The organism is Bacillus jepli (genome assembly GCF_047238305.1).
In the GTDB taxonomy this organism is placed as follows: domain Bacteria; phylum Bacillota; class Bacilli; order Bacillales; family Bacillaceae_L; genus Ferdinandcohnia.
In genome coordinates this window covers 1,180,591-1,204,134 of record NZ_JBDFMO010000001.1, presented here as the reverse complement: position 1 = coordinate 1,204,134, position 23,544 = coordinate 1,180,591, and the positions used below count along the sequence as shown (strand labels likewise).

Sequence of the window (23,544 nt, the reverse complement as noted above, 5' to 3'; positions counted from 1 at the left end):
GCATGTTCCTTTCTATAACTTCTTCACTTGTACTTGTGATATTAATTTATTTATTTTCTCTTCTGTTGCTAATCCTTCTAAATAGGCTGTTGCACTGCCTGCTGTTGCCCCAAAGTGAAAGCTTTTAGTTGCGTTTTGATTCTTTGAATACGATGCAATAAAACCTGCCACGACAGAGTCTCCAGCACCAATCGAGTTTATAAGTTTTCCATCTGGAATATTTGCAGAGTAGACTTCGTTTCCTACAAAAAGCAAACTACCCTTGTCTGCCATCGAAACGATTACGTGCTCCGCTCCCATTTCAATAAGCTTTTTCCCATATGGTATGGCTTCTTCTGCATTTTTTATCTCAACACCAAAAATTTCACCTAGTTCGTGATGATTGGGTTTGATTAGAAATGGCTTATACGGAAGGACTCCGACTAATAAGTCTTTTGTAGCATCAACGACAACTTTAACTTCCTTGTCCTTTAAGTTATTGGCGATTTGCTGGTACAATGTGGACGGCAATGATGACGGAATACTACCAGCTAGAACCAACACATCCCCTTTTTGAAGCTGATTAACCTTTTCAAAAAGTTGCTCAAGTTCGACAGATGAAATATTTGGACCAGCCCCATTTAGCTCTGTCTCGATATTTGAATGAAGCTTTACATTAATTCTTGTGTCACCTTCAACAGCAACAAAGTCTGTCTGGATGTTCTTTTCCGTTAACGTATCAACTAAAAACTTTCCCGTAAAGCCGCCAACAAACCCTAAGGCAACACTACTTATTCCGACATTTTTCAATACCATTGAAACATTTATCCCTTTTCCGCCAGGGCTTTTCCGATCGTTTTTAATGCGATTTAGTTCTCCTACCTTAAAATCATCCAACTCGATAAAATAATCGATGGAGGGGTTTAATGTAACTGTGTAAATCATGTTGTCACAACCTTTATGTTGATATGTTCCTGATAGGATGTAAGTTCTTTTTTTGTTAATCCATCATCTGTGATTAAAACGGCATCCTTTAATGAAGATATTTTCGAAAATGAAACCTCATTGAATTTTGAATGATCAGCTAAAATGAAACTTTTCTTGGCCAAGCCCATTGCTGTTTGTTTAATCAGTGCTTCTTCAGGATCAGGGGTTGTAAAGCCGTATTTCAAATCAATCCCATTCACCCCTAAAAAGCATTTATCAAACCGATAAAGGTTTAAGCTAGATAACGCTCTACTCCCAATCATCGCTTTCGTTTGTGGTTTAATAATCCCACCAATGAGATAGGTTGCGATTCCTTTTTCAAGCAATGGCTCAATTAAATGTACGCCATTCGTTACTACTGTAAGTCCTTCGTGGTCAAGAAACGGGATGAGTTCCTGTGTAGTTGTCCCTGCATCTAGAAAAATAGAGTCGCCCTCTTGAATGAGCTGAGAAGCAAATTTAGCGATCGCCATTTTTTCTTTTATATTCTTTGCTGTTTTTTCTTTATAACTCGGCTCTGTTCTATTTCCTTGTAAAAGAGCAGCACCACCGTGAACCCTTTTTAACTGATTTTCTTGTTCAAGTTGCACTAGATCACGACGAATTGTTGATTCCGAAGAATTCGTTCTTTCGATTAACTCTTGAAGTTTCACAACACCGTGTTCCTTTAGTAAGGATAAGATAAGCCGATGTCTTTCTGGAGTTAACATCATGTCACTTCCTTAATGGATTGTACTCTCATTATATTGAAGCCGTTTTTATAAATCAATCAAAAACGTTCATTTCCAATCAAATTCATTCATATGAAATTATTTCCTTTGATCACAAAAAAGCTAAGGCTAGAAATCTAAGAATCCATCATTAAAAAATCGGAAATTCTTTCGTCTTGTTGAGTTATTTCATGAGCAGATGAGCGATTATAGTGAGGGCTATATGCGAGGGCTTGACAACAGTCTTTAGGGAGCCTTTAATCGGCTCCCCAACAATCGACAATCCTCCCCTATTTCCGAGGAAATACAACGAGGGTCAATATTGAAATTTGTCTAAAAATGAGAAATAGTCCTTTAAAAAGTCATAAAAGAGTTGTTCCGTTGGAAGCAATTTTCGTTCTCTGGGAATAATAACACCTACTGAACGGGTTACTTCTGGTTGTACAACTGGGAGCTTTACAGTCGAATGCGGAATATTTTCAATCAAGGTTATTTCAGGTATGATTGTAATCCCAAGTCCTGCCGATACTAGTCCCTTGATTGCATCAATATCTTCTCCTTCGAATGAAACGGTCGGCTGAAAACCAAGTTGATTACATGCTTTAACGATAATATCACGTAACACAAACCCATTAGGAAATAACACAAATTGCTCTTCCTTTAACTGACTTAGACTCAACGACTTATTGGATGACAGTGGGTGTGAGCGATGCAATAGGGCTACCATTCTATCGGTAAACAAAGTGGTTCCGATCAGTTTCTTTTCCTGGTTTGGTACAGGTCCGAGCAATGCCATATCAATTTCACCCGTTTTTACCCGCTCGACTAACGAATAGTAATTCCCTTGTGACAATGAAAACTTCACTTTAGGATGCTTGTCTCGAAATGCCGATACAACCGTTGGCAACGTATGAGCAGCCAAGCTACTTGGAAATCCAATTCGAATCGTTCCGCGTTCTGGGTCTAAATATTCTTCAATCTCGCGTCTAGCATTATCCAATACATTTAATGCCTGCTCAACATGATCTAAAAAAACTCTTCCAATCGGTGTGAGTTTCACATTTCGTCCATCCCGTATAAATAAGTCTACGCCTAATTCGGACTCTAGATTGAATAATTGCCTACTAACCGCTGATTGGGCAATATGCATGGAATTTGCCGCTTCTGTAACATGTTCTCGTTTAGCAACTTCAATAAAATAGGTGAGTTGTCTGAGTTCCAATGGGCTTCCTCCTCGATTCATCTCATTTCGGCATCGTTTATATCTTTTATTAATATTGTTTAGATTAATTATTCATTATACAATAATTAATATCAAGAATTTATAGATAAAAATTTGTCCGTTGATTTTAAATGAAGGGTTTGTTCAAAAAAAGAAGGTGAAAAGTTCACCTGACTTTTTGAACATCCTTGAAAAAATATATAGCAAAGAAAGGGTGAATGTACACGATGGCTATGATCGAACAGTCTATTCCTGTACCAGAGTTAAAACAAGCAACCGATTATATGAACAAAGTATATGAGGAGGTTAAGAAGAGAAATCCTCACGAACCTGAGTTTCACCAGGCAGTGAAAGAAATTTTCCTTTCGCTTGTACCTGTATTTGCTAAAAATCCAAAGTACATGAAGCACGCCATACTAGAAAGACTCGTTGAACCGGAAAGAATGATTACATTCCGAGTACCTTGGGTTGATGACCAAGGCCAAATCCATGTAAATCGTGGCTATCGTGTACAGTTTAACAGTGCACTTGGCCCTTATAAAGGCGGATTGCGTTTCCATCCTTCCGTAAATGCAAGTATCATTAAGTTCCTTGGCTTTGAGCAAATTCTGAAAAACTCCTTAACAGGCCTACCAATTGGTGGTGGTAAAGGTGGATCAGATTTTGACCCTAAAGGAAAATCGGAAAACGAAATCATGCGCTTTACACAAAGCTTTATGACAGAACTAAGCAGACATATTGGACCAGACGTCGACGTTCCAGCTGGAGATATCGGTGTAGGCGCAAGGGAAGTTGGCTATATGTTTGGTCAATACAAAAAGCTTCGCGGTGGCTTTGAGGCAGGTGTACTTACTGGAAAAGGTCTTGGGTACGGTGGTAGCTTAGTTCGTACTGAAGCAACAGGTTACGGCACTGTCTATTTTGTAGAAGAAATGTTGAAAGAACAAGGACTTTGTTTCGAAGGAAGTACAGTAGTCGTATCAGGATCCGGCAATGTATCGATCTATGCCATTGAAAAAGCAGAACAGCTCGGTGCCAAGGTTGTTGCATGTAGTGATTCAAACGGCTATATTTACGACGAGAATGGCTTAAATCTAGAAACAATTAAACGTATCAAAGAAGTAGAACGGAAACGTATTAAAGAGTATGTGGTAGAGCACCCAGAAGCAGAATATGTTGAAGGCTGTACAGGAATCTGGTCGATTCCTTGTGATATTGCATTACCATGTGCAACACAAAACGAAATTGATAGCGAGTCTGCTCAAACTCTTATTTCAAATGGAGTAAAAGCTGTTGGTGAAGGTGCCAACATGCCTTCTACATTGGAAGCAATTGATTTATTCCTTGAAAGTGGTGTTCTCTTTGGACCCGCGAAAGCTGTCAATGCCGGTGGAGTTGCCGTTTCTGCTCTTGAAATGTCACAAAACAGCATGAGACTTTCTTGGTCATTCGAAGAAGTGGACAGCAAGCTACAAGATATCATGGCCTCCATCTATCGCAACAGCATGGATGCTGCTGAAGAATACGGTCATCCAGGAAACCTTGTATATGGAGCTAACATCGCTGGCTTCTTAAAGGTAGCTGACGCTATGATCGCTCACGGTGTAATCTAATATAAGCATAAGCATATAAAACGCTGTTTTCCTATTATGGAAAGCAGCGTTTTTTGTACCCCTTAAAGCAAAAAGCACATGCCCCAATAATTGGAACATATGCCTTATTTAAGATCAACCTTCTAATAATAGATCTTCTGGATCCTCTAATAGTTCTTTTACCTTCACAAGGAACCCTACAGCATCCTTACCGTCGATAATTCTGTGGTCATAAGATAGCGCCACATACATCATCGGACGTACTTCAACAGTGTCTTTATTATCTACAACTACTGGACGTCTTTGGATTTTGTGCATTCCTAAAATACCAACCTGTGGTGCGTTAATAATCGGAGTTGAATTCAGAGAACCGAATGTACCACCGTTTGTAATTGTGAATGTACCACCTTGTAGGTCACTTAAACCTAATTGGTTGTTTCTTGCTTTTTCTGCTAGGCGGGCAATTTCACTTTCAATTCCCGCAAAGCTTAATGTGTCAGCATTACGTACAACTGGTACAACTAACCCTTCTTCTGCAGAAACAGCAATGCCGATGTCGTAGAACTTTTTAAGAAGAATTTCGTTTCCTTGAATTTCAGCATTAACAAATGGATATGCCTTTAATGCACCGATAACAGCTTTTGTAAAGAAGGACATGAAACCAAGTTTGACGCCATGCTTTTTAAGGAAAGCATCTTTACGACGAGCTCTCACATCCATCACAGCTGTCATATCTACTTCGTTAAATGTTGTTAGCATCGCAGCAGTGTGCTGTGCTTCAACAAGACGTTTTGCAATAGTTTGACGACGTCTAGACATTTTAATACGCTCTACACGTGGGTCGTCATTTACTACTGGTGCCGCTGCAGGTTGTTTTGCTGCAGGAGCTGGTGCTGGACTACCTTGTGCTTGCTTATAAGCTTCTACGCCTTCAACACGAACGCGACCAAGTGGATCTTTGTATGGAACTTCATTTAAATCAATTCCAAGCTCTCTTGCTCGTTTTCTAGCTGCTGGTGAAGCAATAGCTTGCTTGCCTTTTTCTTCTGCAGTTTCAGCTGCAGCCGGCTCTTGTTTTTCTTCTGGTGCTGGTGCTGCCGCTTTAGGCTCTTCAGACGGTGCTGCTTCTTGCGGCGGAGCACTTGATTCAGAACCATTTTCATCAAGCTTTGCAATCACTTGACCTACTTCGACATTATCGCCTGGTTGGAATAAAAATTCCTTAATAACCCCTGTATGTTCACTGTTAATTTCAACATTTACTTTGTCAGTTTCAAGTTCAGCGATTGACTCACCTTTGTTAACGAGTTCGCCTTCTTTTTTTAACCATTCAACAATTGTTCCTTCTGTAATGGACTCAGCTAATTCCGGTACTTTAATTTCGATCATTGCTGATTCCCTCCTTTGTCTATATGCAATGCATCTTGCATGATCCAAGCTTGTTCTTGTTTATGAATATCTGGGTCGCCCGTAGCTGGACTTGATCGTTTCGGTCTACCAATATAATCAACTTTAATCCCTTCAGATAAAACATCCATTAATACTGGGTGTAGAGCTGGCCATGCTCCCATATTCTTAGGCTCTTCTTGAACCCAAACAACCTCTTTAAGGTTTGGATACTGACTAACTAATGCCTCTACCTCTTTCTTAGGGAATGGATACAGTTGTTCCACTCTTGCAATATGCAAGCTTTCTGCTTGTTCGGTAGGTAAGTTCGCTGCTTCTGTTGCTAGGTCAATCGCTACTTTACCAGTACAAAGTATTAAGCGTGTTACTTTCTCTTTCTCAGTTCCCATTCCCGGCTGCTCAAGTAATGGCTTGAAGCTTCCATTTGTTAAATCAGCTAGTGATGAAGCTGTTTGTGGGTGACGAAGCAGACTCTTCGGCGTCATGACGATCAACGGTCTTGCTTCATCCGTTGAAGTAAGCATTGATTGTCTTCTTAATAAATGGAAGTATTGTGAAGCACTAGTTACGTTCGCAACAATCCAGTTATATTCCCCGGCTGCATTTAAGAAACGTTCTACTCTACCACTTGAGTGCTCTGGACCCTGTCCTTCATATCCATGTGGTAAAAGCATCACAAGACCTGATTTTTGCCCCCACTTCGCATGACCTGAAGAAATGAATTGGTCAATAATTGGCTGAGCAACGTTCACAAAGTCGCCAAACTGTGCTTCCCAAAGGACAAGCGCATTCTCATCTTGAACACTATACCCATACTCAAATCCAAGAACAGCAGTTTCAGATAATGGGCTGTTATAGATAGAGAATGAAGCTTTAGCTTCTGGGATATTGTGTAATGGGATATATTTTTCATTAGTTTCATAGTCATTAAGCGCCACATGACGATGGGCAAATGTACCTCTTTCACTATCCTGACCCGTTAAGCGAACTGTTTTTCCTTCTGCAAGAACAGATCCGAATGCTAGTGTTTCAGCCAATGCCCAGTCTACTTTATTGTCTTCATCCAGAGCCGTTTCGCGGCGCTTTAATATACGCTCAAGCTTTGGATACACAGATAAAGATTGTGGCCATTGTAGTAATCCCTTATTCATGCTACGTAATAGCTCAGCAGGTACTGTCGTATCGAATTCTGGAATTGCAGATAAAGCTTTTGGCTTCTTCGGCTTCACACGCTCTTCATTTTCGACAAAATCATCATAAATTGTTTGAAGACTTTGCATGAATTCTTCACGTTTTGCAGCAAGCTCCTCAGTTGTCACCACGTTCCCGGCAACAAGTTCATTACCATATTTATCAGCAATAACAGGGTGATTTGCAATTTTCTTGTACAATAGTGGCTGCGTAACACTTGGGTCATCCATTTCGTTGTGACCAAAACGTCTGTATCCAACTAAATCAATTAAAATATCTTTTTCAAAACGCTTACGGTATTCATAAGCAAAATGAATCGCTGAAAGACATGCTTCAGGGTCATCTGCATTGACACGCAAAATCGGAATTTCATACCCTTTCGCTAGGTCACTTGCAAAACGTGTTGAACGAGAATCTGTATTATTGGTTGTGAACCCAACCATATTATTGGCAATGATATGAACCGTTCCGCCAGTTTCATAGCCTTTCAATCTGCTTAAGTTTAATGTTTCGGCTACCACACCTTCACCAGGGAAAGCCGCGTCACCATGAATAAGGACACTAATTGCACTTTGCTTATCTTGAACAGGGTATCCAGCTTTTCTAGTGTTGTCCTGTGCAGCACGGGTAAGCCCTAATACAACAGGGTTAACGAACTCTAGGTGACTTGGATTGTTCGCAAGATTAATACGAGTTACATGCTCCTTAGGACCTTTAAACTTTCGGTCAGCTCCCAAGTGATATTTCACATCACCAGACCAACCATAGTTAATTCCTCTTGAACCTTCAGATGGAATCAAATCTTTGTTTGGTGAATGATGGAACTCGGAGAAAATCAGTTCATATGGCTTGTGAAGAACATGTGCCAACACATTTAATCGGCCGCGGTGAGCCATACCGATCATAATATTGTCGGTGCCATCACTACTGCCTTCTTGAATTAAGCGTTCCAGCATTGGTACCAGCATATCCAATCCTTCGATTGAGAAGCGCTTTTGACCAACGAATGTTTTGTGTAAGAACTTCTCAAAGCCGTCTACATTCATTAGACGCTCTGCAAGTTGTTTCTTTTCATCCGCACTAAGCTTTAAGCCAATTCCATTGATTTCAACCTGCTGTCTTAACCATTGTCTTTCATCTTCAGCATCAACATGTCCAAATTCATAAGCAATGGTTTGCGTATAAACAGCTTTTAAATGTTCATATGCATCCCAACCGGTTTGAACGGATGAAGGAGCTTCCTCCCAAATATATGTCGCTGGAATATCCATTAATTCTTCTTTCGTGAGATTGTAATAACTTGGCTCTAAAAAGCTTGTATCTGGCTTCGGTCTAGTGCGAAGCGGATAGATATCAGCTGCTAAATGCCCATATGCACGAATGTTTTTGATTAATTTACTTCCAGATGTAATTGTCTTGATTGTCTTCGGTGAGATGCCCCCACTTACTACTTCTGCTGTTGTTTCTTGCTCATCTGCTGGTGGTGGACCAAGTTCTTCGAAAAGCGCTTTCACAGATGGGTCTACTGAACTTGGATCATTCTTGTATTTTTCATACATGTCAAAGACATAACCCATATTTGGGCCATAGAATGACTCCCACACATTTTTCCTTTGTTGGTTATCCATTTTGTTGTTAGCCTCCATATTACATTGCATACTTTGTAATACTTAATAGACAAATTTTTATTTTATAGAACTATGACGTCTACCCATACTATACCCCATTACCAGTTAATTTCTAGTAAAATGCTTACATTGTAATTTTCCAGAAAAAAGCCAGAAAAGCAGGCAAAATAAGAGTCATTATATAGTCATAATTCAGATTAAATATGTTATCCTTATCTTATAGTTGAAAGCAGAAAGTTTCCTTGATATAAATCAAGTTTTCAAAGGAATTTTGCTAAAGTAAAATATAAGATTTGGAATAACATAAAGTGAAGTCTCTATTGTAGTACAATATTCCACTTGAAGTAAAGAAACCGTTTAAAAAGTTGTTGATCTATTTGCACTTTTAGAACCAAAGACCGTTTAGACTTCGACAGGGTAGGTAAACTAAAGTACAACAGGAGTCCGCATTTTATGGGCATTTTGAAAGGAGAAAAAGTGTTCTGTATGATTAGCAGTCCACATGATCCAAGCTATATTTGTCAGGTACCTATTTTTCAAGGTTTAAATGAGGAGGAAATGAATCTTTTAAAAAATGTCGTTCAAATTCGTGATTATCACAAAGGGGATGTGATTTTTAGAGAAGGTGACCCTTCTGACACTCTCTATATTATTGGAGAGGGCATTATTAAAATCACAAAGGTGGCAGAGGATGGAAAGGAACAAATTGTTCGCCTGTTATTCCCTGACGACTTTTTTGGTCAGTCTGCGATGCTTCAATCAGAAAATCATTATGCAAATGCGGTTGCAATTAGTGACACCGTTATCTATACCATTCAGAAACAGGACTTTTTTAATACATTAGAACGCAATCATAAAATGGCACTACGCTTTATGCGGGCATTAAACGAAAGAATTTATCAAGCTGACGAGTGGATGAGTTTACTAAGCTTAATGGAGGTCGAGCAACGGTTAGCAAGTGTACTCCTTTTGTTCAATAACCGAGTTCGCTCCAAAGATGGTCGCTTTAAGCTTCCTATTACGAAAAAAGTTTTGGCTTCTCTTATTGGCACAACGCCTGAGACCATCAGCCGGAAATTTGTTAAGTTTATTTCAGAAAACCTCATTGAGGTAAATGGTCAAAGGAATATTCATATCCTTGATCTTGAGGGCTTAAAAAAGAAGGCAAAAACATTATAAAGGTGTATCCCCACATTTTTAAATGTGGGGTGATTTTTGTCTCAAAAGCAAAAACGCCCGACCATCTGAGGTCAGGCGTTTTGCTTCTATCATCAATATGACACATATTGAAGTGGATTAACTGCGTTTGAATGTCCTCCACTGTATTGGGTCGGGCTATATGGTCCGTCATAGATTTCAAAGTGAAGATGTGGCCCCGTTGAGTCACCAGTATTCCCCATGTAGCCAATCAATTGACCTTGTTCTACACGGTCATACTGACTAACAAAACGTTGATCTAAATGGGCATAGACAGTTGTCATTTGACGTCCATTGATATAGTGGGTAATCATGATGACATTTCCATAACTGCTTTCTAGACGAGAGCGTGTAACCGTTCCGCTAGCAGCTGCATAGATTGGAACATTTCCTACACGACCACCTTTTCCAATATCAATCCCAAAGTGCATTTTTCCCCAACGCATTCCAAAACCTGAAGTTAAACGCCCTGTTGTTGGGTTGATAAATGCCCCATTGTTCACAACAGGTGGTGGTGGTGGAGGCGGTGTAGTCCCTTCCACTTCCGCTTTTTTCCGCTCTTCCTCAGCTTTTCTTCGCTGCTCCTCAAGCTCTTTTTGCCTTTGGTTCCACGCGTTGATTTCCATCTGGATCGCCTTTTCCTGTGCGGCTAATAACTCTCCGACATCCTCCAATGCATGAAGCTCATCGTGCATCTTTTGCTCTTCAACCTCTAATTGGGCCATTACTTTATTTTGTTCTTGAATATGACCCTGTAGCTGGACTTCTAACCGATCAAGTTCCTTCAACTGATCTTCCTGTTGCACAAGCAGAGTTTTAACTTCTTCTTTGTTTTCTTCAAGTTGTTTAATGTCCGATTCATGCTCTTTCATGATTTCACGGTCAGCTTGTACGAACGTAGATACTGCGCTTACCCGATTTATAAAGTCATTAAAGCTTTTTGCACCGAGCAATACGTCCACATAACTAACCACTCCACCGCTCTGCTGTAGGCTGCGCATCCGCTCTTTAATAAGCTCGTCCCGCTTGTGAATACGTTCCTCAAGAACCTTCATTTCCGCTTCTAGTCGTTCAATTTCTTCTTTCGTTTCTTGAATTTGTGCTTTTGTACCCTCAATTTTACTGCGCGTTTCACTTACGGCAGTATCAAGTCGTTTAATTTCCTGTTCAACACCGACTTTTTGTTGTTTAATTTCACCGATTTTTTCTTCTTTTTGAGTAATTTCAGACTCTAGCTCTGATTTCTTTTCCTGAACTTCTTTCTTTTCACTTTCTAGCTGTTCATTTTTTTGAGTCGCTAATGCAGTATTAGGCATGGCCGTCAATAAACTTCCGAGTCCTATCGATATACCTACTCCAACCATTAGAAGTTTGCGCTTCAACGAAATAGCATCCCCCTTCTACCAACCTAGCAATCTATCATTTTAATGTGTGAAAAAATATATTTCTTTCACCACAATTATCATATTTTGCTATATATTCTCATGTTTTGTATTATAACATAAAAATTTGTCTCAAAACGTCAAAGTAATATTACAAATATATTTCACATTCTGTTGAAAACACTGGATTTCGCAAAGACTTTTCGACAAATACCAAAGACGCACAGACCGTGTCTCAAAATAAAAAACTCGCCTTATTAGACGAGTTTCCTATCATACTCCAAACATTTATTTTAGACGTTTGCCAGAGCGTAAAATCGATCTCTCCACTAGTACATTCATTGCGTCAATACTATACTTCGCAGCATGATCATTTAATTTTATGCAAGATAATTCCGTACACGCCAAAATGACTATTTTACAATTTTCTTTTTCAACAAGATGCATGATCAAGTCTTCAAGCTCATTCGAATCAACGTCAAGGTCACTTTTGACATTATTATAAATAATGTCCATAACCTTTTCTTGTAAGCTATCATTCGGGGCATGAAGAGTTAGGTTATACTTCTTACAAACATCCGCATAGATTCCGCTCTGAATCGTCCCGTTTGTGGCAAGAATACCAATCCTCGCACCTTCCCCAAACATATCATGAATATCCTTAATGGTCTCTTCGACCATGTTGATAATCGGGATCTTTGTCATCTTCTGCAGCTCATCGTAAAAATAATGAGAAGTGTTACAAGGAATGGCAATGTTCGCGACCCCTGCTTCTTCTAGCAGCTTGAAATCATGTTTGACGTCGTTTAAAAACGTTTCACCTGTATTTGTAAGAATTGCATGGGTTCGGTCTGGAAGGGTTGCATGATTAAGAATGACCATATTGAGATGGTCTTGGTCCTTATGAGCATCTGTTCGATTAACAATCTTATCAAAGAAAACAGAGGTTGCCTTTGGACCCATGCCACCGATAACACCTAATGTTTTTTGTTCCATGTTAACACCTATTTCCTAATTACTTTACTGTCATTGCATGACTCCCTAAGTCCTCATAGCTTGCAAAAAATGCATCTGCATCATAGGTGATTTGTCCCTGCAACGGATCCATGACATGCACCTTGTTACCTATATAGCCATTTAGGACAACTGAGTGTAAATTCGTCGGTGCATTGAACTCTGTGTTTGTGTTGTTAATATTCCAAGAATAATTCACTTTCTTCTTACTTAAGTCTAAAGTTACCCAAATCACTACAGGGTTCCCCTCTTCAAGTTCCATCATGATTTCCTCACGAGAACTCCCACTTAGGTCTATAGGTTCTAACTTAGCTCCCACCTCATCTATGTAAGCCTGAGCTGCCTTTACAATTGGAGGCGCATAGGAAAAGAATCCACTCCATTGCCGTGGGTTTCCAGCATATGCCTTATTCGGATCTGGTCCATACAATACATTGTTGACCGTTTTAAAGGGCTCCTTCGGCAAATAGTTATCAGCCAGGTCTAATTTAGAAACGTTATAGCCATTAAAATTTAAAATAGAAGTTAACGAAGTAATTTCACAGCCGTTCGGTAATTCCGGTAACTGCAGTACCTTTTCAACCGGAATAAATACCTCAATTTTACCATTCAATACTTCTCGATATGGATTCGCTTCCTGGGCATACACAGTTGTAAGCCCTGAAAACACTCCATCGGTTCCAGAAACCACGCTTCTAGCAATTCCCTTAACGGTTTCAACATTTAATAATAAATATATGACACATATGAGATTCAAAAATAATAATCCCGTTACTATTTTTTTCACTTCTATCTGCCCCTCCCCCCACTCTTAACGCGGGTTCCTTTTGCTGAATAAAGTTAGACAATTACTAGAAACCATTTATATGTGAAAAAACTGATTTTATAACTCGATGAAAAATTTCTTATACCATACAAGGAATACATAAACCGTATAGATGTTTCTTGCATAGTTATGTCTTCCATGGTAATGGTCTTCAAGGTATCTCAAAAGCTCTTCTGTTTGGAAGAATTCTTTTGCAATATCGGATTCGAACATTTCTTTTACGATTTTGTAGTATTTCTCTTCACGGAGCCAGTGTCTCATTGGGACTGGGAATCCTACTTTTTCACGTTTTGCCCATTCTTCAGGTAGCACCTTTTCAGATGCAGCACGAAGAGCATATTTGGTATCAATATCATTCACTCGTAAATCACTAGGGATGTGGGATGCCATTGACATGACTTCTTTATCTAAAAATGGTACCCGTAATTCAATAGAGTGTGCCATACTCATTTTGTCTGCTTTTAGGAGGATATCCCCTGGCAGCCAAAGCTTCAGGTCAAGATACTGCATTTTTGTAACGTCATCTTTCCCCTTAACCTTATCATATACTTTTTTCGTAATATTTTGTATAGAAGGGCCTGTTTGATATTCATCTTTTAGGACTTTGCGAGCATCTTCTTCCTCAAATATTCTCGCTTGACCGATGAATTTCTCCTCAACCGGTTGGCCACCCTTCACAAGGAAGTTTGTGATTTTATTTTGCGGTAGCGCAGCACTAATTCCGGAAATCACACGTCGAATTCCATATGGAATCTTTTCGTATTTTTCTAGCTTTCCAGACTTTTGGTACCATGCATAGCCACCAAAAATTTCATCTGCTCCCTCACCGGAAAGAACAACTGTTACATGCTCACTTGCTAATTTAGATAAAAAGTATAATGGAACGGAAGATAGGTTTGATTGCGGCTCATCCATGTGATATTGGATAGTAGGCAGCATTTCAAACGCCTGATCTGCTGTCATCAATTCTTTATAGTTCTCAATTTCTAGGATATCAGATAAATCCTTTGCCAAGTTTGTTTCATTGAAGATTCCCTCGTGATCCTGGAATCCTACAGAAAATGTTTTATTTGGCATTAATAAAGCCGTGATATAACTTGAATCAACCCCGCCTGAAAGGAAGGAACCAACTTTTACATCACTAATTTTATGGTAATTTACCGATTCCTTTAAGGTATTGTTAATTTCTTCAATATAATGGTCAAGCCCTTTATCATCGGAGTCAAAGTCAATATCCCAATAAGGCTTGATTTCGATATTTCCTTTTTTGTAGAGCATGTAATGACCAGGCTTTAATTTATAGACACCTTTGAAAAAAGTCTCATCAAGTACTGAATATTGGAAGGTTAAATAAGGCTTTATCGCATCTTTATTTAACTCTTTCTTAAAAGCTGGCTGTTTTAAAAATGACTTAATTTCAGATCCGAAGATAAGAGAGTTATCTGTTGTATTTTGCGTATAGTATAAAGGCTTTATCCCAAAGAAATCACGTGCTAAAAACATGGATTCATTGTTCTTATCCCAAATCGCAAATGCAAACATCCCGCGAACCTTTTGTAAAAGGTCAACTCCATATTCCTCGTATGCATGAACGACAACTTCACTGTCAGAATCACATTTAAAAATATGCCCTTTTGCAATAAGATCCTCGCGAAGCTCTTGATAGTTGTAAATTTCACCATTGAAAACTAAAACACAGCTACCATCTTCATTGAGCATAGGCTGGTTTCCCTCTTCAGATAAATCAATGATGCTTAGGCGACGAAAGCCTAAGGTTGCTTGATCATCGGAAAAATAGTTACCACTATCAGGACCTCTATGAATAATTGTGTCCATCATATCATTAATTACTTGTACTTTATCTATTTCAAGCTTTGAATCAGCAAAACCAACGAAGCCACACATAGTTTAATCACCTTTTTATTTTTATAAATTTTCTAGTTGACTGTAATTTGAGTTTGTTTTTCCGTATATTAGCTAGTAGTTCGTTCACAATTTCTTTTTCATTAAACGGAATTTCTTTGTTGCCAATTACTTGTGCAGTCTCATGGCCTTTTCCAGCTAGGAGGATAACATCTCCCTCTTGACTGTTTTCAATTGCATATTTAATCGCTTCTCTACGATCAATTTCCACATGATATTTACCGTCTACCTCATTCATGGATTCTACGATTTCTTTCGCGATCACATTTGGATCCTGTTCCTTTGGATTATCTGAGGTGACAATCGATAAATCAGCATATGTAGCTGCAACTTTTCCCATCGCTCTTCTTTTATCACTTCCATCTTTTCCAGGTGCTGCATACACACCAAAGACTACAATTAGTCTTCCTTTCGTATAAGGTCTTAAAGTGGAGAGTGCTTTTTCCAAACCATCTTCTGTGTGAGCAAAATCAACAACGACCTTTCTACCTTTATCTTGGTAGATGACCTCAAGCCTTCCTCTTATTCCTTTTACAGCATTTATTCCTTCTTTAATGTCTTCTAAAGAAATTTGATTTGTGTATGCAGAAGCAATGGCTGCTAAACTATTATAAACATAAATGACCCCTGGTATATTTACTCTTATGTTCACTGAACCAGTTGGAGTATTTAATTGGAAGGTACTGTAATCTGCATAAAAATGAAGATCCGTTGGGTAAATATCTGCTTTCTGATTGATACCATATGTAAGAATGGATTTGTTCGAGTCCTTTGCCATATCGATAAGTCTTCTTCCATATGGATCGTCTACATTTATGACTAAATGTTCCTGAGCTAAATCAAAAAGCTTTGCCTTCGCGTTAAAATATTCTTCCATATTTTTATGAAGTTCTAAGTGATCTGGCGTTAAATTCGTAAAGATAGCCGTATTAAAATCACAATAGGCGACACGATTTAAGTCTAATGCGTGAGAGGAAACTTCCATGATGCAATCTTCAATACCTTCATCTACCATCTTTGAAAAAATACCCTGTAAATTTAATGATTCAGGAGTCGTATTTTTATTTTCAAAATGTCTATTGTTTATTATAGTACCCATTGTTCCGATCAGACCAATGTTTTTTTTTGCCTGTTCAAAGATAGATTTCACAAAATAGGTTGTAGATGTTTTCCCATTCGTCCCTGTAATCCCAATCAGATTTAATTTTTCAGTGGGATTATCATAAAAGTTAGCAGACATTCTTGCTAATGCTAATCTTGTATCGGAAACCTTAATGATTGTCACATAGTCCTCAAGCCAAATATCTGTTTCAACTATAATGACAGCTGCGCCTTTCTTTATCGCATTTTCAATATAATCATGTCCATCAACTGTGAATCCAGAAATGGCAACAAAAACACCGTTCGCTGTTACTTCCCTTGAATCATAAGCGATGGAGGTCACATCTACATCAAGGTTTCCCTTTATTTCGGTATAATCCAGATTACGTAAAATTGATTTTAATTGCATTGTTATCCACTCCAAATTAATGACCTAAACTTAACGAGGATGTTCAAAAAGTCGTCCGAAAATGACACATCGAATTTCTTCGTTGGCTTGCTTCTCCGGTCCTCACGTATTAAATGCATACGCTCCGGTCCTCAAAGCTGCACCGCCTCGAAATTCTCGGTCCTTTTCACCCTCCTTTTTGAACCCGTACTGTTCGCATTATTTCTTTATTTTCTTTAGTAGCTTTTTGGAAATGATACCGGCATATGAAAACGCAGGCTTTGGATCCTTCCAATCCCATATCGCGTATGCTTTCGGTTTAAGGAATGACTTCATGACCTGTGACATCGTTAATTGACCCGTTTTTAAATAACCCTTTATTGCATAGAAGTCTTCATACGCATACCAAAAGACTAGGTTTGTATCATGTTCAATCGCCTTTGGTGGTAATGGGTTACCTGTTAGTTCTCGATATGTAATGTATGGGAAATTAAGCCCGACCTTGTAAAGCATACTATTCAAATTTGTAATCCTTACATTTAATTCAATTAAGTAATACTGACCTGTTTCTGAGTCCTTTTTAAATTCGATCTCTACAAAGCCTTTGAACCCAATTGCTTCTAGAAACTTAGAACCAATTTCATAAAGCTCTGGTACGTACTTTTGTCCAGTGTACACGGATGCACCAAAATTGATAGGATATTGGCGGAATTTCTGACAGGTCATCCAGTGCGTTACCTCGGCATCTTGATTTAAGTACGCATCAAATGTATACATATGGTCATCAAACCCAGGAATGATTCGTTGTACGATGACTTCTTGATTCGCATCTTTTGCTTTTTGTAATGCCTCATCTAATTCCTGACGGTTGTGTACCATAAATAACTTCCTGCGGAAAATAGATACAAACGTAGGAGAATCAGTTGGTTTCACTAAACATGGAAACTTAATATTTTCTTCGATTTTTTCATAAAAGTTTTCTTCTCCAAGATGAACGGTTTCCGGTACCGCAACTCCGTGTTCCACGGCCAATTTATGTAATTCATCCTTATCCATCGTTTTTGTATAGAGTCCTTGCTCCGTTTGAGGGATGAGATAGAATTCTTTTAGTTCATCTAAATATTCGTCTATCACTTCTACATAGGAGTCATGACATGGAATTAACACTGGTTTTGCCGTTTGCTTTCTTGCGTATTCCTTTAAAAAGGCAATAAATTGTTCTTTTTCATTACGATAATGGGGTGCAATTACACGTTCCGAGCAATATTTCGACTCCGCTCCGTACGTATTTTCATAGGAATAATCTACGGCTACCGTATGTATCCCTTCTCTACCCAAACATCTCATTGTGCTTAAGCCTATATAATAATTGTTTCCTAAAACAACTGCTTTATTGTTCATTCGTTACCAGACTCCTTGATTTGCTTCCTAATTTGACTCTTTGTCTAATATTACAATATTGACACAGAATAAGGGGTGTTTCAAGATGAAATACACCTTTATCCCGCTTGTTATTAAGCTGTAACAATTGAAAAATTAAAAACAAAAAATAGAGTACAGTATAGATATTTTCGTACTCTAATCCCCTTTTTCGACGCTTTTCCCCATTTTTAGTAGATTTGTCATCTTTGTTCTATTATATACTAATTCTGTGGTGTCACTCTTTTATGCCTGAATCGGAAAGCAGAATGTTTGATCAGTTGTTCCTGGGCCAGAATAAGTTCGTTCCACATATTGAATTTCTTTATCCGACATTAATAATACGGTAGAGCTTCTCGTCCCATACCCATTTGTTTGAATAAATAATGAAGAAAGAATTCGTTCCCACTCGAGTGACACGCCTGTTTTAGGGAGAAAATGATCATGTGGACGATCCGTGTTTTGAAGTAATTCTAATAGGTTCTCCACTAAATTGTCTCCCTTTATAATGGTAGAAAGCCCTTCTTTTCCTTTTTTCACTTTCGGCCAGTTTGTATCGAGCAAATGGTTACTCAGTCCATGGATACCTGGTTTTACTTTTTCAATGCTCTTTCCAACATTCGAATAATAATAGAGGTTATCCATTTCACCCACTAATAGATTATATCCCGGATACTGAGAGTTCGTCTTCTCTAGCTGCTTCATATATTCTGCAATGGCTCCATTGAAGGTAAGCGCATCTTTTACGAGTTTCCCTCTCGATTGTTTGCCTTCTAACATCTCATTTGGGTCGCGATAGTTTGTTAAGGCAGCAAAACGACCAAATGTAGTTACCCCCATCCAGGTTCCCATTTTCTCAAGGTCTCTTCCAGCCAATAGAGTAGGCTCATCCTCCCAGAAGTGAATCGGAGCTGTTGGTCGCTGTAGAAACTCATCCCGGTTTGCCGCAACAATTAACTTATAGACCGGATGTGCTTGATAGGCGAACAAAATTAAACACATTCTAGCCACCGCCCTTTTTTACAAATTATAGCATTTGTATCCTACTGGCGTAAAAACTTTAGGACTGGCTAAAGTTCCTTTACACAAAAAAGCAAGGGTACACACCCCTGCTAATATGACGAATCTACTTCATTTAAGGTTACATTTTTTAGCTAAATATCCATTTGTACTTTCTTATGAAACCTACTGTTTTTGAAGTTCACGAGCCTTTAGTTCTCTTCTTAAAATTTTCCCGCTGATCTTTGTTTTCGGAAGTTCATCCAACACTTCGATTTCCCTTGGTGCAGCATGAGCGGCAAGATGTTGTTTCACAAATACGCGAATATTCTCCAGTAAATCTGCTGATGGACGATAGCCTTTCTTTAACACAATAAAAGCCTTTACAATTTCCCCTCTTAATGCGTCAGGCTTTCCAATGACACCCGCTTCAGCCACCGCTTCATGTTCAATCAACTTGCTTTCGACCTCAAACGGACCGATGCGTTCACCTGATGAATTAATCATATCATCGCTTCGCCCTTGGAAGAACACATATCCATCCTTATCTAAAATAGCCAAGTCACCAGATATATACCAACCATTTAAAAAATAGGAATGGTATTTCTCTTCATTTTTCCATACTTCTCTCATGATGGATGGCCAGGAAGCCTTGATGCCTAGATGACCGACCTGCCCATTAGGAAGCAAACTTCCATCATCATCTAATACCGCAACTTCAATTCCAGGAATAGGTCTACCCATCGAGCCTGGTTTAATAATCTCTGATGGCAGATTGACAATTAACTGCGCTCCTGTTTCCGTCATCCACCACGTATCATGAATTCTTTTCCCTAATGCGTCAATTCCCCAAACAATGACCTCAGGATTTAACGGTTCACCTACACTTAAAATATGGCGTAGTGAACGAAGATCATATTTTTTAAGTACTTCATTTCCTTCCGCTTTCAGCATTCTAAATGCTGTGGGAGCACTATACCAAACTGTCACACCTGTTTTTTCAATTGTTGAATACCAGGAATCAGCATTAAATCTCCCCCCATTGACCACAATTGTTGCGCGATTTAGCCAAGGTGCAAAGATTCCATACACGGTCCCCGTTACCCATCCAGGGTGTGCTGTGCACCAATAAACATCATCCTCCTTTAGATCAAGGACCCATTTTCCCGTTTGGTACTGCTGAATCATGGCCCGATGTGCGTGTACAATCCCCTTTGGTTTGCCTGTTGATCCGCTCGTATAATGAATATTAAGCCGATCTTCAAGGTCAAGCCATTCAATTATCTGATTCTCGCTTGGAGTTTCAGCTAACACCTCTATAAGTGAGATTTCATTTCCCTCACACTTTTCTGGTCCTTCCGTAATGAACACCGTTTCTAACGAAGGCAATTGTTGTTTAGGAACTCTTTTGACCAACTCAGAATCCGTGATGAGAAAACGCCCCTCGCAGTCAGAAATCCTGTCCTTAACCGCATCCTCCATGAACGCTTCAAACAGTGGACCTGCAATAGCCCCTACCTTAATCGCTGCAATCATCGAAATATAGATGTCTGGATTTTTCGGTAAAAAGATAAAGACGATATCTCCCTTTTTCACTCCGTACTTTTTCAATACGGTTGCTAGGTGGTCAGACTTATCTTTTATCTCTTTAAATGTAAAAATCTGTTCCTCTTCTTCATTAATATAGTGAAGGGCAATCTTGTCCCCATACCCTTCTGCTACATGACGATCGATGCATTCATAGGCCATATTCACTTGCCCTGTTTCATACCAGCTAAATTCCTTTTTAACTTCTTCCCATGAAAAATTCTCGCGAACCTTATCATAATTGTGAAGATTATAATCTCCGTCGAAAGGCTTTATGATATCTAATTTTGTGGTTACCAAATCTGCACTCCCCTTTAACTAACTTAATAGTTCCAATATTTCCGCCTTTAATTGTGCAAGCTTTACATCACCACGGGACCTTGGCTTTGGTTCATCAATTTGAATCGATTGATAGACTTCGCCAGGCTGCCCCTTTAATACGATAATCCGATCACACAAATAAAGGGCTTCATCGATATCATGAGTCACTAATATCATCGTGGATCTGTATGTATCCCAAATGGTCAGCAACAAATCCTGAAGTTGCATTTTCGTAAATGCATCAAGTGCGCTAAACGGCTCATCTAAAAGCAACACTTCTGGTGCTGTGATAAGCGCCCGAGCAATCGAAACTCGTTGTGCCATCCCGCCGGATATATCCTTTGGATAATGATTTTCAAAGCCTAATAATCCAACTAATTTTATATATTCCTTTGCCTTTTCAAGTTTTTGACTATCATTTTTTAAACCAAATGAAATATTTTCAATTACTTTCAACCATGGCATTAAACGCGATTCCTGAAAAATAACGCCTACTTTTTCATGAACAGATGTGATTCTGTCACCGCTGATTTCAACCGAACCTGTGTAATCCGGATCTAATCCAGATAAGACCCGCAATAAGGTACTTTTTCCACAACCACTCGTACCTAAAACACCAATGATTTCACCTTGTTTAGTTTCAAAGCTGATATTTCTAAACCCTGTCGCACCGTTCGAAAAGGTTCGTGAAACATTTTGAACTGCCAGCATTCTTTTTCATCCTTTCACGCCTTTTTTACATAGCTATCCTGCCAATGAAGCGTTTTTTCCTCTGTTTTCTTCAAAATAGAGTCCGATATTTTACCTAGAATCGCAAAAAGCACAATACTAGCAATGACCGTTTCTGGAGAATAGGAGTTTTGGCCAACGACAAGCAAATACCCAATCCCCTGACTAGCCCCCATTAGTTCAGCCGCAACGACAAACATCCATCCTAGTCCTAGCCCGCTTCGAATCCCTACTAAAAAAGATGGAAGGGATGCAGGCAAGATGACTTTTCTAATTAAATCGAACGTAGAGAAGTTATAAATTTTTCCTACTTCAATCAACTTTCGATCAACACCCTGAATGCCAGACACGATGTTTAAATAAACTGGAAAAAATACTCCGACCGCAATTAGTGTAATTTTTGAAGGTTCAGCAATCCCCATCCAAAGAATAAAAAGGGGAACCCATGCTAGTGATGGAATCGAACGGAACGCTTGAAGCATTGGATCTAATAATGCTTCCGCAATTCGAAAATAGCCAACCAATGAACCAAATAGTACAGCAGCTACTACCCCAATAAGAAAACCAAAAAAGATTCGATATAAAGTAATTCCAATGTGCCCCCAAAGACTCCCATCTCCAGCAAATTCAAATATTTTTGCTAGGATGACCGTAGGTGCAGGCATAAGATGTGCTTCAAGGACACCGATATGGCTTAAATACTGCCAAACCACAAGCAAAATGGCAGGTATGATGCTTCCAAATAGAATGACTTTTACATTTCCTGATAAAACAAACTGAGTTTTCGACTTCACCTTTATTTGTCTAGATACCGCTCCACCTTTTATGTTCATAATGCCTCCTCTTATTGCTTTATTACTTTTTGAGCAAATGACGGATTAATCAATTCTTGAACCAATTTTTCTAATTCGACGTCTTTTTTGATAATACTCTGTGCTTGGAGAACCTTACCGGCTTCCGTTAAAGCCTCAATTTGTGCTTCACCAGGCACCGGATTAGAAAAATCATTACGTTCATTTAGTTGCTTGTTTGCTACTTCAATATCAATATTTGCGGATTTTGCTAGGATTTCCGCAGCTTCCTCCGGATTTTCTAGCACCCATGTACGAGCCTTTTCGTAAACTTCTATAACCTTTTCAACATATTCAGGGTATTTTTCAGCAAATTCCGAACGGACATTTAAGGTCCCATACGTATTAAAATCAGCATTGCGATAGAAAAGCTTCGCATCTGTTTCCAATTCAACCCTTGCCATGTGAGGATCTAATCCAGACCATGTATCTACTTGACCAGATGTTAAAGCACTTGCTCCATCTCCATGCTGCAGATTCACAATCTCAACATCTGAAGGACTTAGCCCTTCCTCATTTAAGGCACGCAATAGAAAAATATAAGGGTCAGTCCCAATCGTTGCGGCGACCTTTTTCCCTTTTAAGTCACTTACACGTTGAATCTTTGAGTCTTTATTTGCTACTAATGCTGTCCACTCTGGTTTTGAATAAATATAAACAACTTCAATCGGTGCACCATTTGCTTTAGCCATTAAAGCAGCAGCCCCTGCGGATGAACCAAAGTCTGAACTTCCACTATTCAAAAATTCAAGTGCTTTATTGCTTCCTTGGCTAAGAACAAACTCAACCTTAATTCCTTCTTCCTCGAATGCCTTTTCAGCCCAACCAAACTCTTTTAATACAAGACTTGTTGGCGAGTAAAAAGCATAATCCAAGACGATCTTCTCAGGTTTTTCATTCCCTTCACTAGCTTTACCTGAGGTACTAGAACAACCTACAATTCCGATAAATAACAAAGCAGTGATCAAAACGGCACTTAGTTTCTTCATTTCTCCCTCTCCTTTTCTACTAATATCCCAATCGGAAAACTGAGGATTATACCAATGTAACTCCAAACTTTTATCCCCATTACGATAAAAAAGCCCCCTTCA

At 39.0% G+C, this 23,544-nt stretch carries 18 protein-coding genes; 2 read left to right on the top strand and 16 right to left on the bottom strand.

What is annotated here, in order from left to right; all coding sequences use genetic code 11:
• Window positions 1-12 precede the first annotated feature (12 nt).
• From pfkB to gltC, 3 genes are all read right to left on the bottom strand, one after another.
• A complete protein-coding gene (pfkB, locus tag ABC371_RS06115) occupies window positions 13-924 on the bottom strand; it encodes a 1-phosphofructokinase (protein WP_412895975.1) in 912 nt (303 codons plus the stop codon).
• Window positions 921-1,676, bottom strand: a complete 756-nt coding sequence (locus ABC371_RS06110) for a DeoR/GlpR family DNA-binding transcription regulator (RefSeq protein ID WP_412899288.1) — start codon at window positions 1,674-1,676, stop codon at window positions 921-923. Before ABC371_RS06110 ends, pfkB begins: the two co-directional genes overlap by 4 nt.
• A gap of 316 nt (window positions 1,677-1,992) precedes the next feature.
• Window positions 1,993-2,898, bottom strand: coding sequence for a glutamate biosynthesis transcriptional regulator GltC (gltC, locus tag ABC371_RS06105; RefSeq protein WP_412895974.1), 906 nt, complete (start codon window positions 2,896-2,898; stop codon window positions 1,993-1,995).
• Between the two features lie 233 nt (window positions 2,899-3,131).
• On the opposite strand from gltC, the gene gdhA reads away from it, so the two are divergent.
• Window positions 3,132-4,511, top strand: coding sequence for an NADP-specific glutamate dehydrogenase (gene gdhA, locus ABC371_RS06100; RefSeq protein ID WP_412899287.1), 1,380 nt, complete (start codon window positions 3,132-3,134; stop codon window positions 4,509-4,511).
• Window positions 4,512-4,625: 114 nt separating this feature from the next.
• Here gdhA and odhB read toward each other — a convergent pair whose 3' ends face one another.
• Window positions 4,626-5,879, bottom strand: a complete 1,254-nt coding sequence (odhB, locus tag ABC371_RS06095) for a 2-oxoglutarate dehydrogenase complex dihydrolipoyllysine-residue succinyltransferase (protein WP_412895973.1) — start codon at window positions 5,877-5,879, stop codon at window positions 4,626-4,628.
• Window positions 5,876-8,716 carry a 2-oxoglutarate dehydrogenase E1 component gene (locus tag ABC371_RS06090; RefSeq protein ID WP_412895972.1) on the bottom strand — a complete coding sequence of 947 codons (2,841 nt, stop codon included), beginning with the start codon at window positions 8,714-8,716 and terminating at the stop codon, window positions 5,876-5,878. The genes odhB and ABC371_RS06090 overlap by 4 nt, the downstream gene beginning before the upstream one ends.
• A 453-nt stretch (window positions 8,717-9,169) precedes the next feature.
• On the opposite strand from ABC371_RS06090, the gene ABC371_RS06085 reads away from it, so the two are divergent.
• The gene (locus ABC371_RS06085) at window positions 9,170-9,895 is read left to right on the top strand and encodes a Crp/Fnr family transcriptional regulator (RefSeq protein ID WP_412895971.1); all 726 of its coding nucleotides are present in this window, start codon (window positions 9,170-9,172) and stop codon (window positions 9,893-9,895) included.
• A 92-nt stretch (window positions 9,896-9,987) separates the two neighbouring features.
• On the opposite strand, the gene ABC371_RS06080 is transcribed toward ABC371_RS06085, so the two are convergent.
• The 11 genes from ABC371_RS06080 to ABC371_RS06030 all read right to left on the bottom strand — a co-directional run bounded on the left by ABC371_RS06080 (window position 9,988) and on the right by ABC371_RS06030 (window position 23,442).
• Window positions 9,988-11,295 (bottom strand): murein hydrolase activator EnvC family protein, encoded by a 1,308-nt coding sequence (locus tag ABC371_RS06080; protein WP_412895970.1) that lies wholly within the window; start codon window positions 11,293-11,295, stop codon window positions 9,988-9,990.
• 288 nt (window positions 11,296-11,583) lie between these two features.
• Window positions 11,584-12,291 (bottom strand): cysteate racemase, encoded by a 708-nt coding sequence (gene cuyB, locus ABC371_RS06075; RefSeq protein ID WP_412895969.1) that lies wholly within the window; start codon window positions 12,289-12,291, stop codon window positions 11,584-11,586.
• 19 nt (window positions 12,292-12,310) lie between these two features.
• Window positions 12,311-13,096 carry a C39 family peptidase gene (locus ABC371_RS06070; RefSeq protein WP_412895968.1) on the bottom strand — a complete coding sequence of 262 codons (786 nt, stop codon included), beginning with the start codon at window positions 13,094-13,096 and terminating at the stop codon, window positions 12,311-12,313.
• 96 nt (window positions 13,097-13,192) lie between these two features.
• Window positions 13,193-15,040, bottom strand: coding sequence for an asparagine synthase (glutamine-hydrolyzing) (gene asnB, locus ABC371_RS06065; RefSeq protein ID WP_412895967.1), 1,848 nt, complete (start codon window positions 15,038-15,040; stop codon window positions 13,193-13,195).
• Window positions 15,041-15,047: 7 nt separating this feature from the next.
• Window positions 15,048-16,568 carry a UDP-N-acetylmuramoyl-L-alanyl-D-glutamate--2,6-diaminopimelate ligase gene (locus ABC371_RS06060; protein ID WP_412895966.1) on the bottom strand — a complete coding sequence of 507 codons (1,521 nt, stop codon included), beginning with the start codon at window positions 16,566-16,568 and terminating at the stop codon, window positions 15,048-15,050.
• Window positions 16,569-16,766: 198 nt separating this feature from the next.
• Complete coding sequence (locus ABC371_RS06055) at window positions 16,767-17,948, bottom strand: carboxylate--amine ligase (RefSeq protein WP_412895965.1); 1,182 nt, start codon at window positions 17,946-17,948, stop codon at window positions 16,767-16,769.
• 264 nt (window positions 17,949-18,212) lie between these two features.
• Window positions 18,213-18,968 carry an NRDE family protein gene (locus ABC371_RS06050; RefSeq protein ID WP_412895964.1) on the bottom strand — a complete coding sequence of 252 codons (756 nt, stop codon included), beginning with the start codon at window positions 18,966-18,968 and terminating at the stop codon, window positions 18,213-18,215.
• A gap of 183 nt (window positions 18,969-19,151) precedes the next feature.
• Window positions 19,152-20,852, bottom strand: coding sequence for an acetate--CoA ligase (acsA, locus tag ABC371_RS06045; protein WP_412895963.1), 1,701 nt, complete (start codon window positions 20,850-20,852; stop codon window positions 19,152-19,154).
• A gap of 18 nt (window positions 20,853-20,870) precedes the next feature.
• Window positions 20,871-21,584 (bottom strand): ABC transporter ATP-binding protein, encoded by a 714-nt coding sequence (locus tag ABC371_RS06040; RefSeq protein ID WP_412895962.1) that lies wholly within the window; start codon window positions 21,582-21,584, stop codon window positions 20,871-20,873.
• Window positions 21,585-21,598: 14 nt separating this feature from the next.
• On the bottom strand, window positions 21,599-22,435 hold the full coding sequence (locus ABC371_RS06035; protein ID WP_412895961.1) for an ABC transporter permease: 837 nt from the start codon (window positions 22,433-22,435) through the stop codon (window positions 21,599-21,601).
• 11 nt (window positions 22,436-22,446) lie between these two features.
• Window positions 22,447-23,442 (bottom strand): aliphatic sulfonate ABC transporter substrate-binding protein, encoded by a 996-nt coding sequence (locus tag ABC371_RS06030; protein ID WP_412895960.1) that lies wholly within the window; start codon window positions 23,440-23,442, stop codon window positions 22,447-22,449.
• Window positions 23,443-23,544 lie beyond the last annotated feature (102 nt).

Excerpts from the sequence above, each read along its gene's own strand:
- pfkB (WP_412895975.1), bottom strand. The coding sequence starts at position 924 with ATGATTTACACAGTTACATTAAACCCCTCCATCGATTATTTTATCGAG.
- ABC371_RS06110 (WP_412899288.1), bottom strand. The coding sequence starts at position 1,676 with ATGTTAACTCCAGAAAGACATCGGCTTATCTTATCCTTACTAAAGGAA.
- gdhA (WP_412899287.1), top strand. The coding sequence starts at position 3,132 with ATGATCGAACAGTCTATTCCTGTACCAGAGTTAAAACAAGCAACCGAT.
- odhB (WP_412895973.1), bottom strand. The coding sequence starts at position 5,879 with ATGATCGAAATTAAAGTACCGGAATTAGCTGAGTCCATTACAGAAGGA.
- ABC371_RS06090 (WP_412895972.1), bottom strand. The coding sequence starts at position 8,716 with ATGGATAACCAACAAAGGAAAAATGTGTGGGAGTCATTCTATGGCCCA.
- ABC371_RS06085 (WP_412895971.1), top strand. The coding sequence starts at position 9,170 with ATGGGCATTTTGAAAGGAGAAAAAGTGTTCTGTATGATTAGCAGTCCA.
- cuyB (WP_412895969.1), bottom strand. The coding sequence starts at position 12,291 with ATGGAACAAAAAACATTAGGTGTTATCGGTGGCATGGGTCCAAAGGCA.
- asnB (WP_412895967.1), bottom strand. The coding sequence starts at position 15,040 with ATGTGTGGCTTCGTTGGTTTTGCTGATTCAAAGCTTGAAATAGATAAA.
- ABC371_RS06060 (WP_412895966.1), bottom strand. The coding sequence starts at position 16,568 with ATGCAATTAAAATCAATTTTACGTAATCTGGATTATACCGAAATAAAG.
- ABC371_RS06055 (WP_412895965.1), bottom strand. The coding sequence starts at position 17,948 with ATGAACAATAAAGCAGTTGTTTTAGGAAACAATTATTATATAGGCTTA.
- ABC371_RS06050 (WP_412895964.1), bottom strand. The coding sequence starts at position 18,968 with ATGTGTTTAATTTTGTTCGCCTATCAAGCACATCCGGTCTATAAGTTA.
- ABC371_RS06040 (WP_412895962.1), bottom strand. The coding sequence starts at position 21,584 with ATGCTGGCAGTTCAAAATGTTTCACGAACCTTTTCGAACGGTGCGACA.
- ABC371_RS06035 (WP_412895961.1), bottom strand. The coding sequence starts at position 22,435 with ATGAACATAAAAGGTGGAGCGGTATCTAGACAAATAAAGGTGAAGTCG.
- ABC371_RS06030 (WP_412895960.1), bottom strand. The coding sequence starts at position 23,442 with ATGAAGAAACTAAGTGCCGTTTTGATCACTGCTTTGTTATTTATCGGA.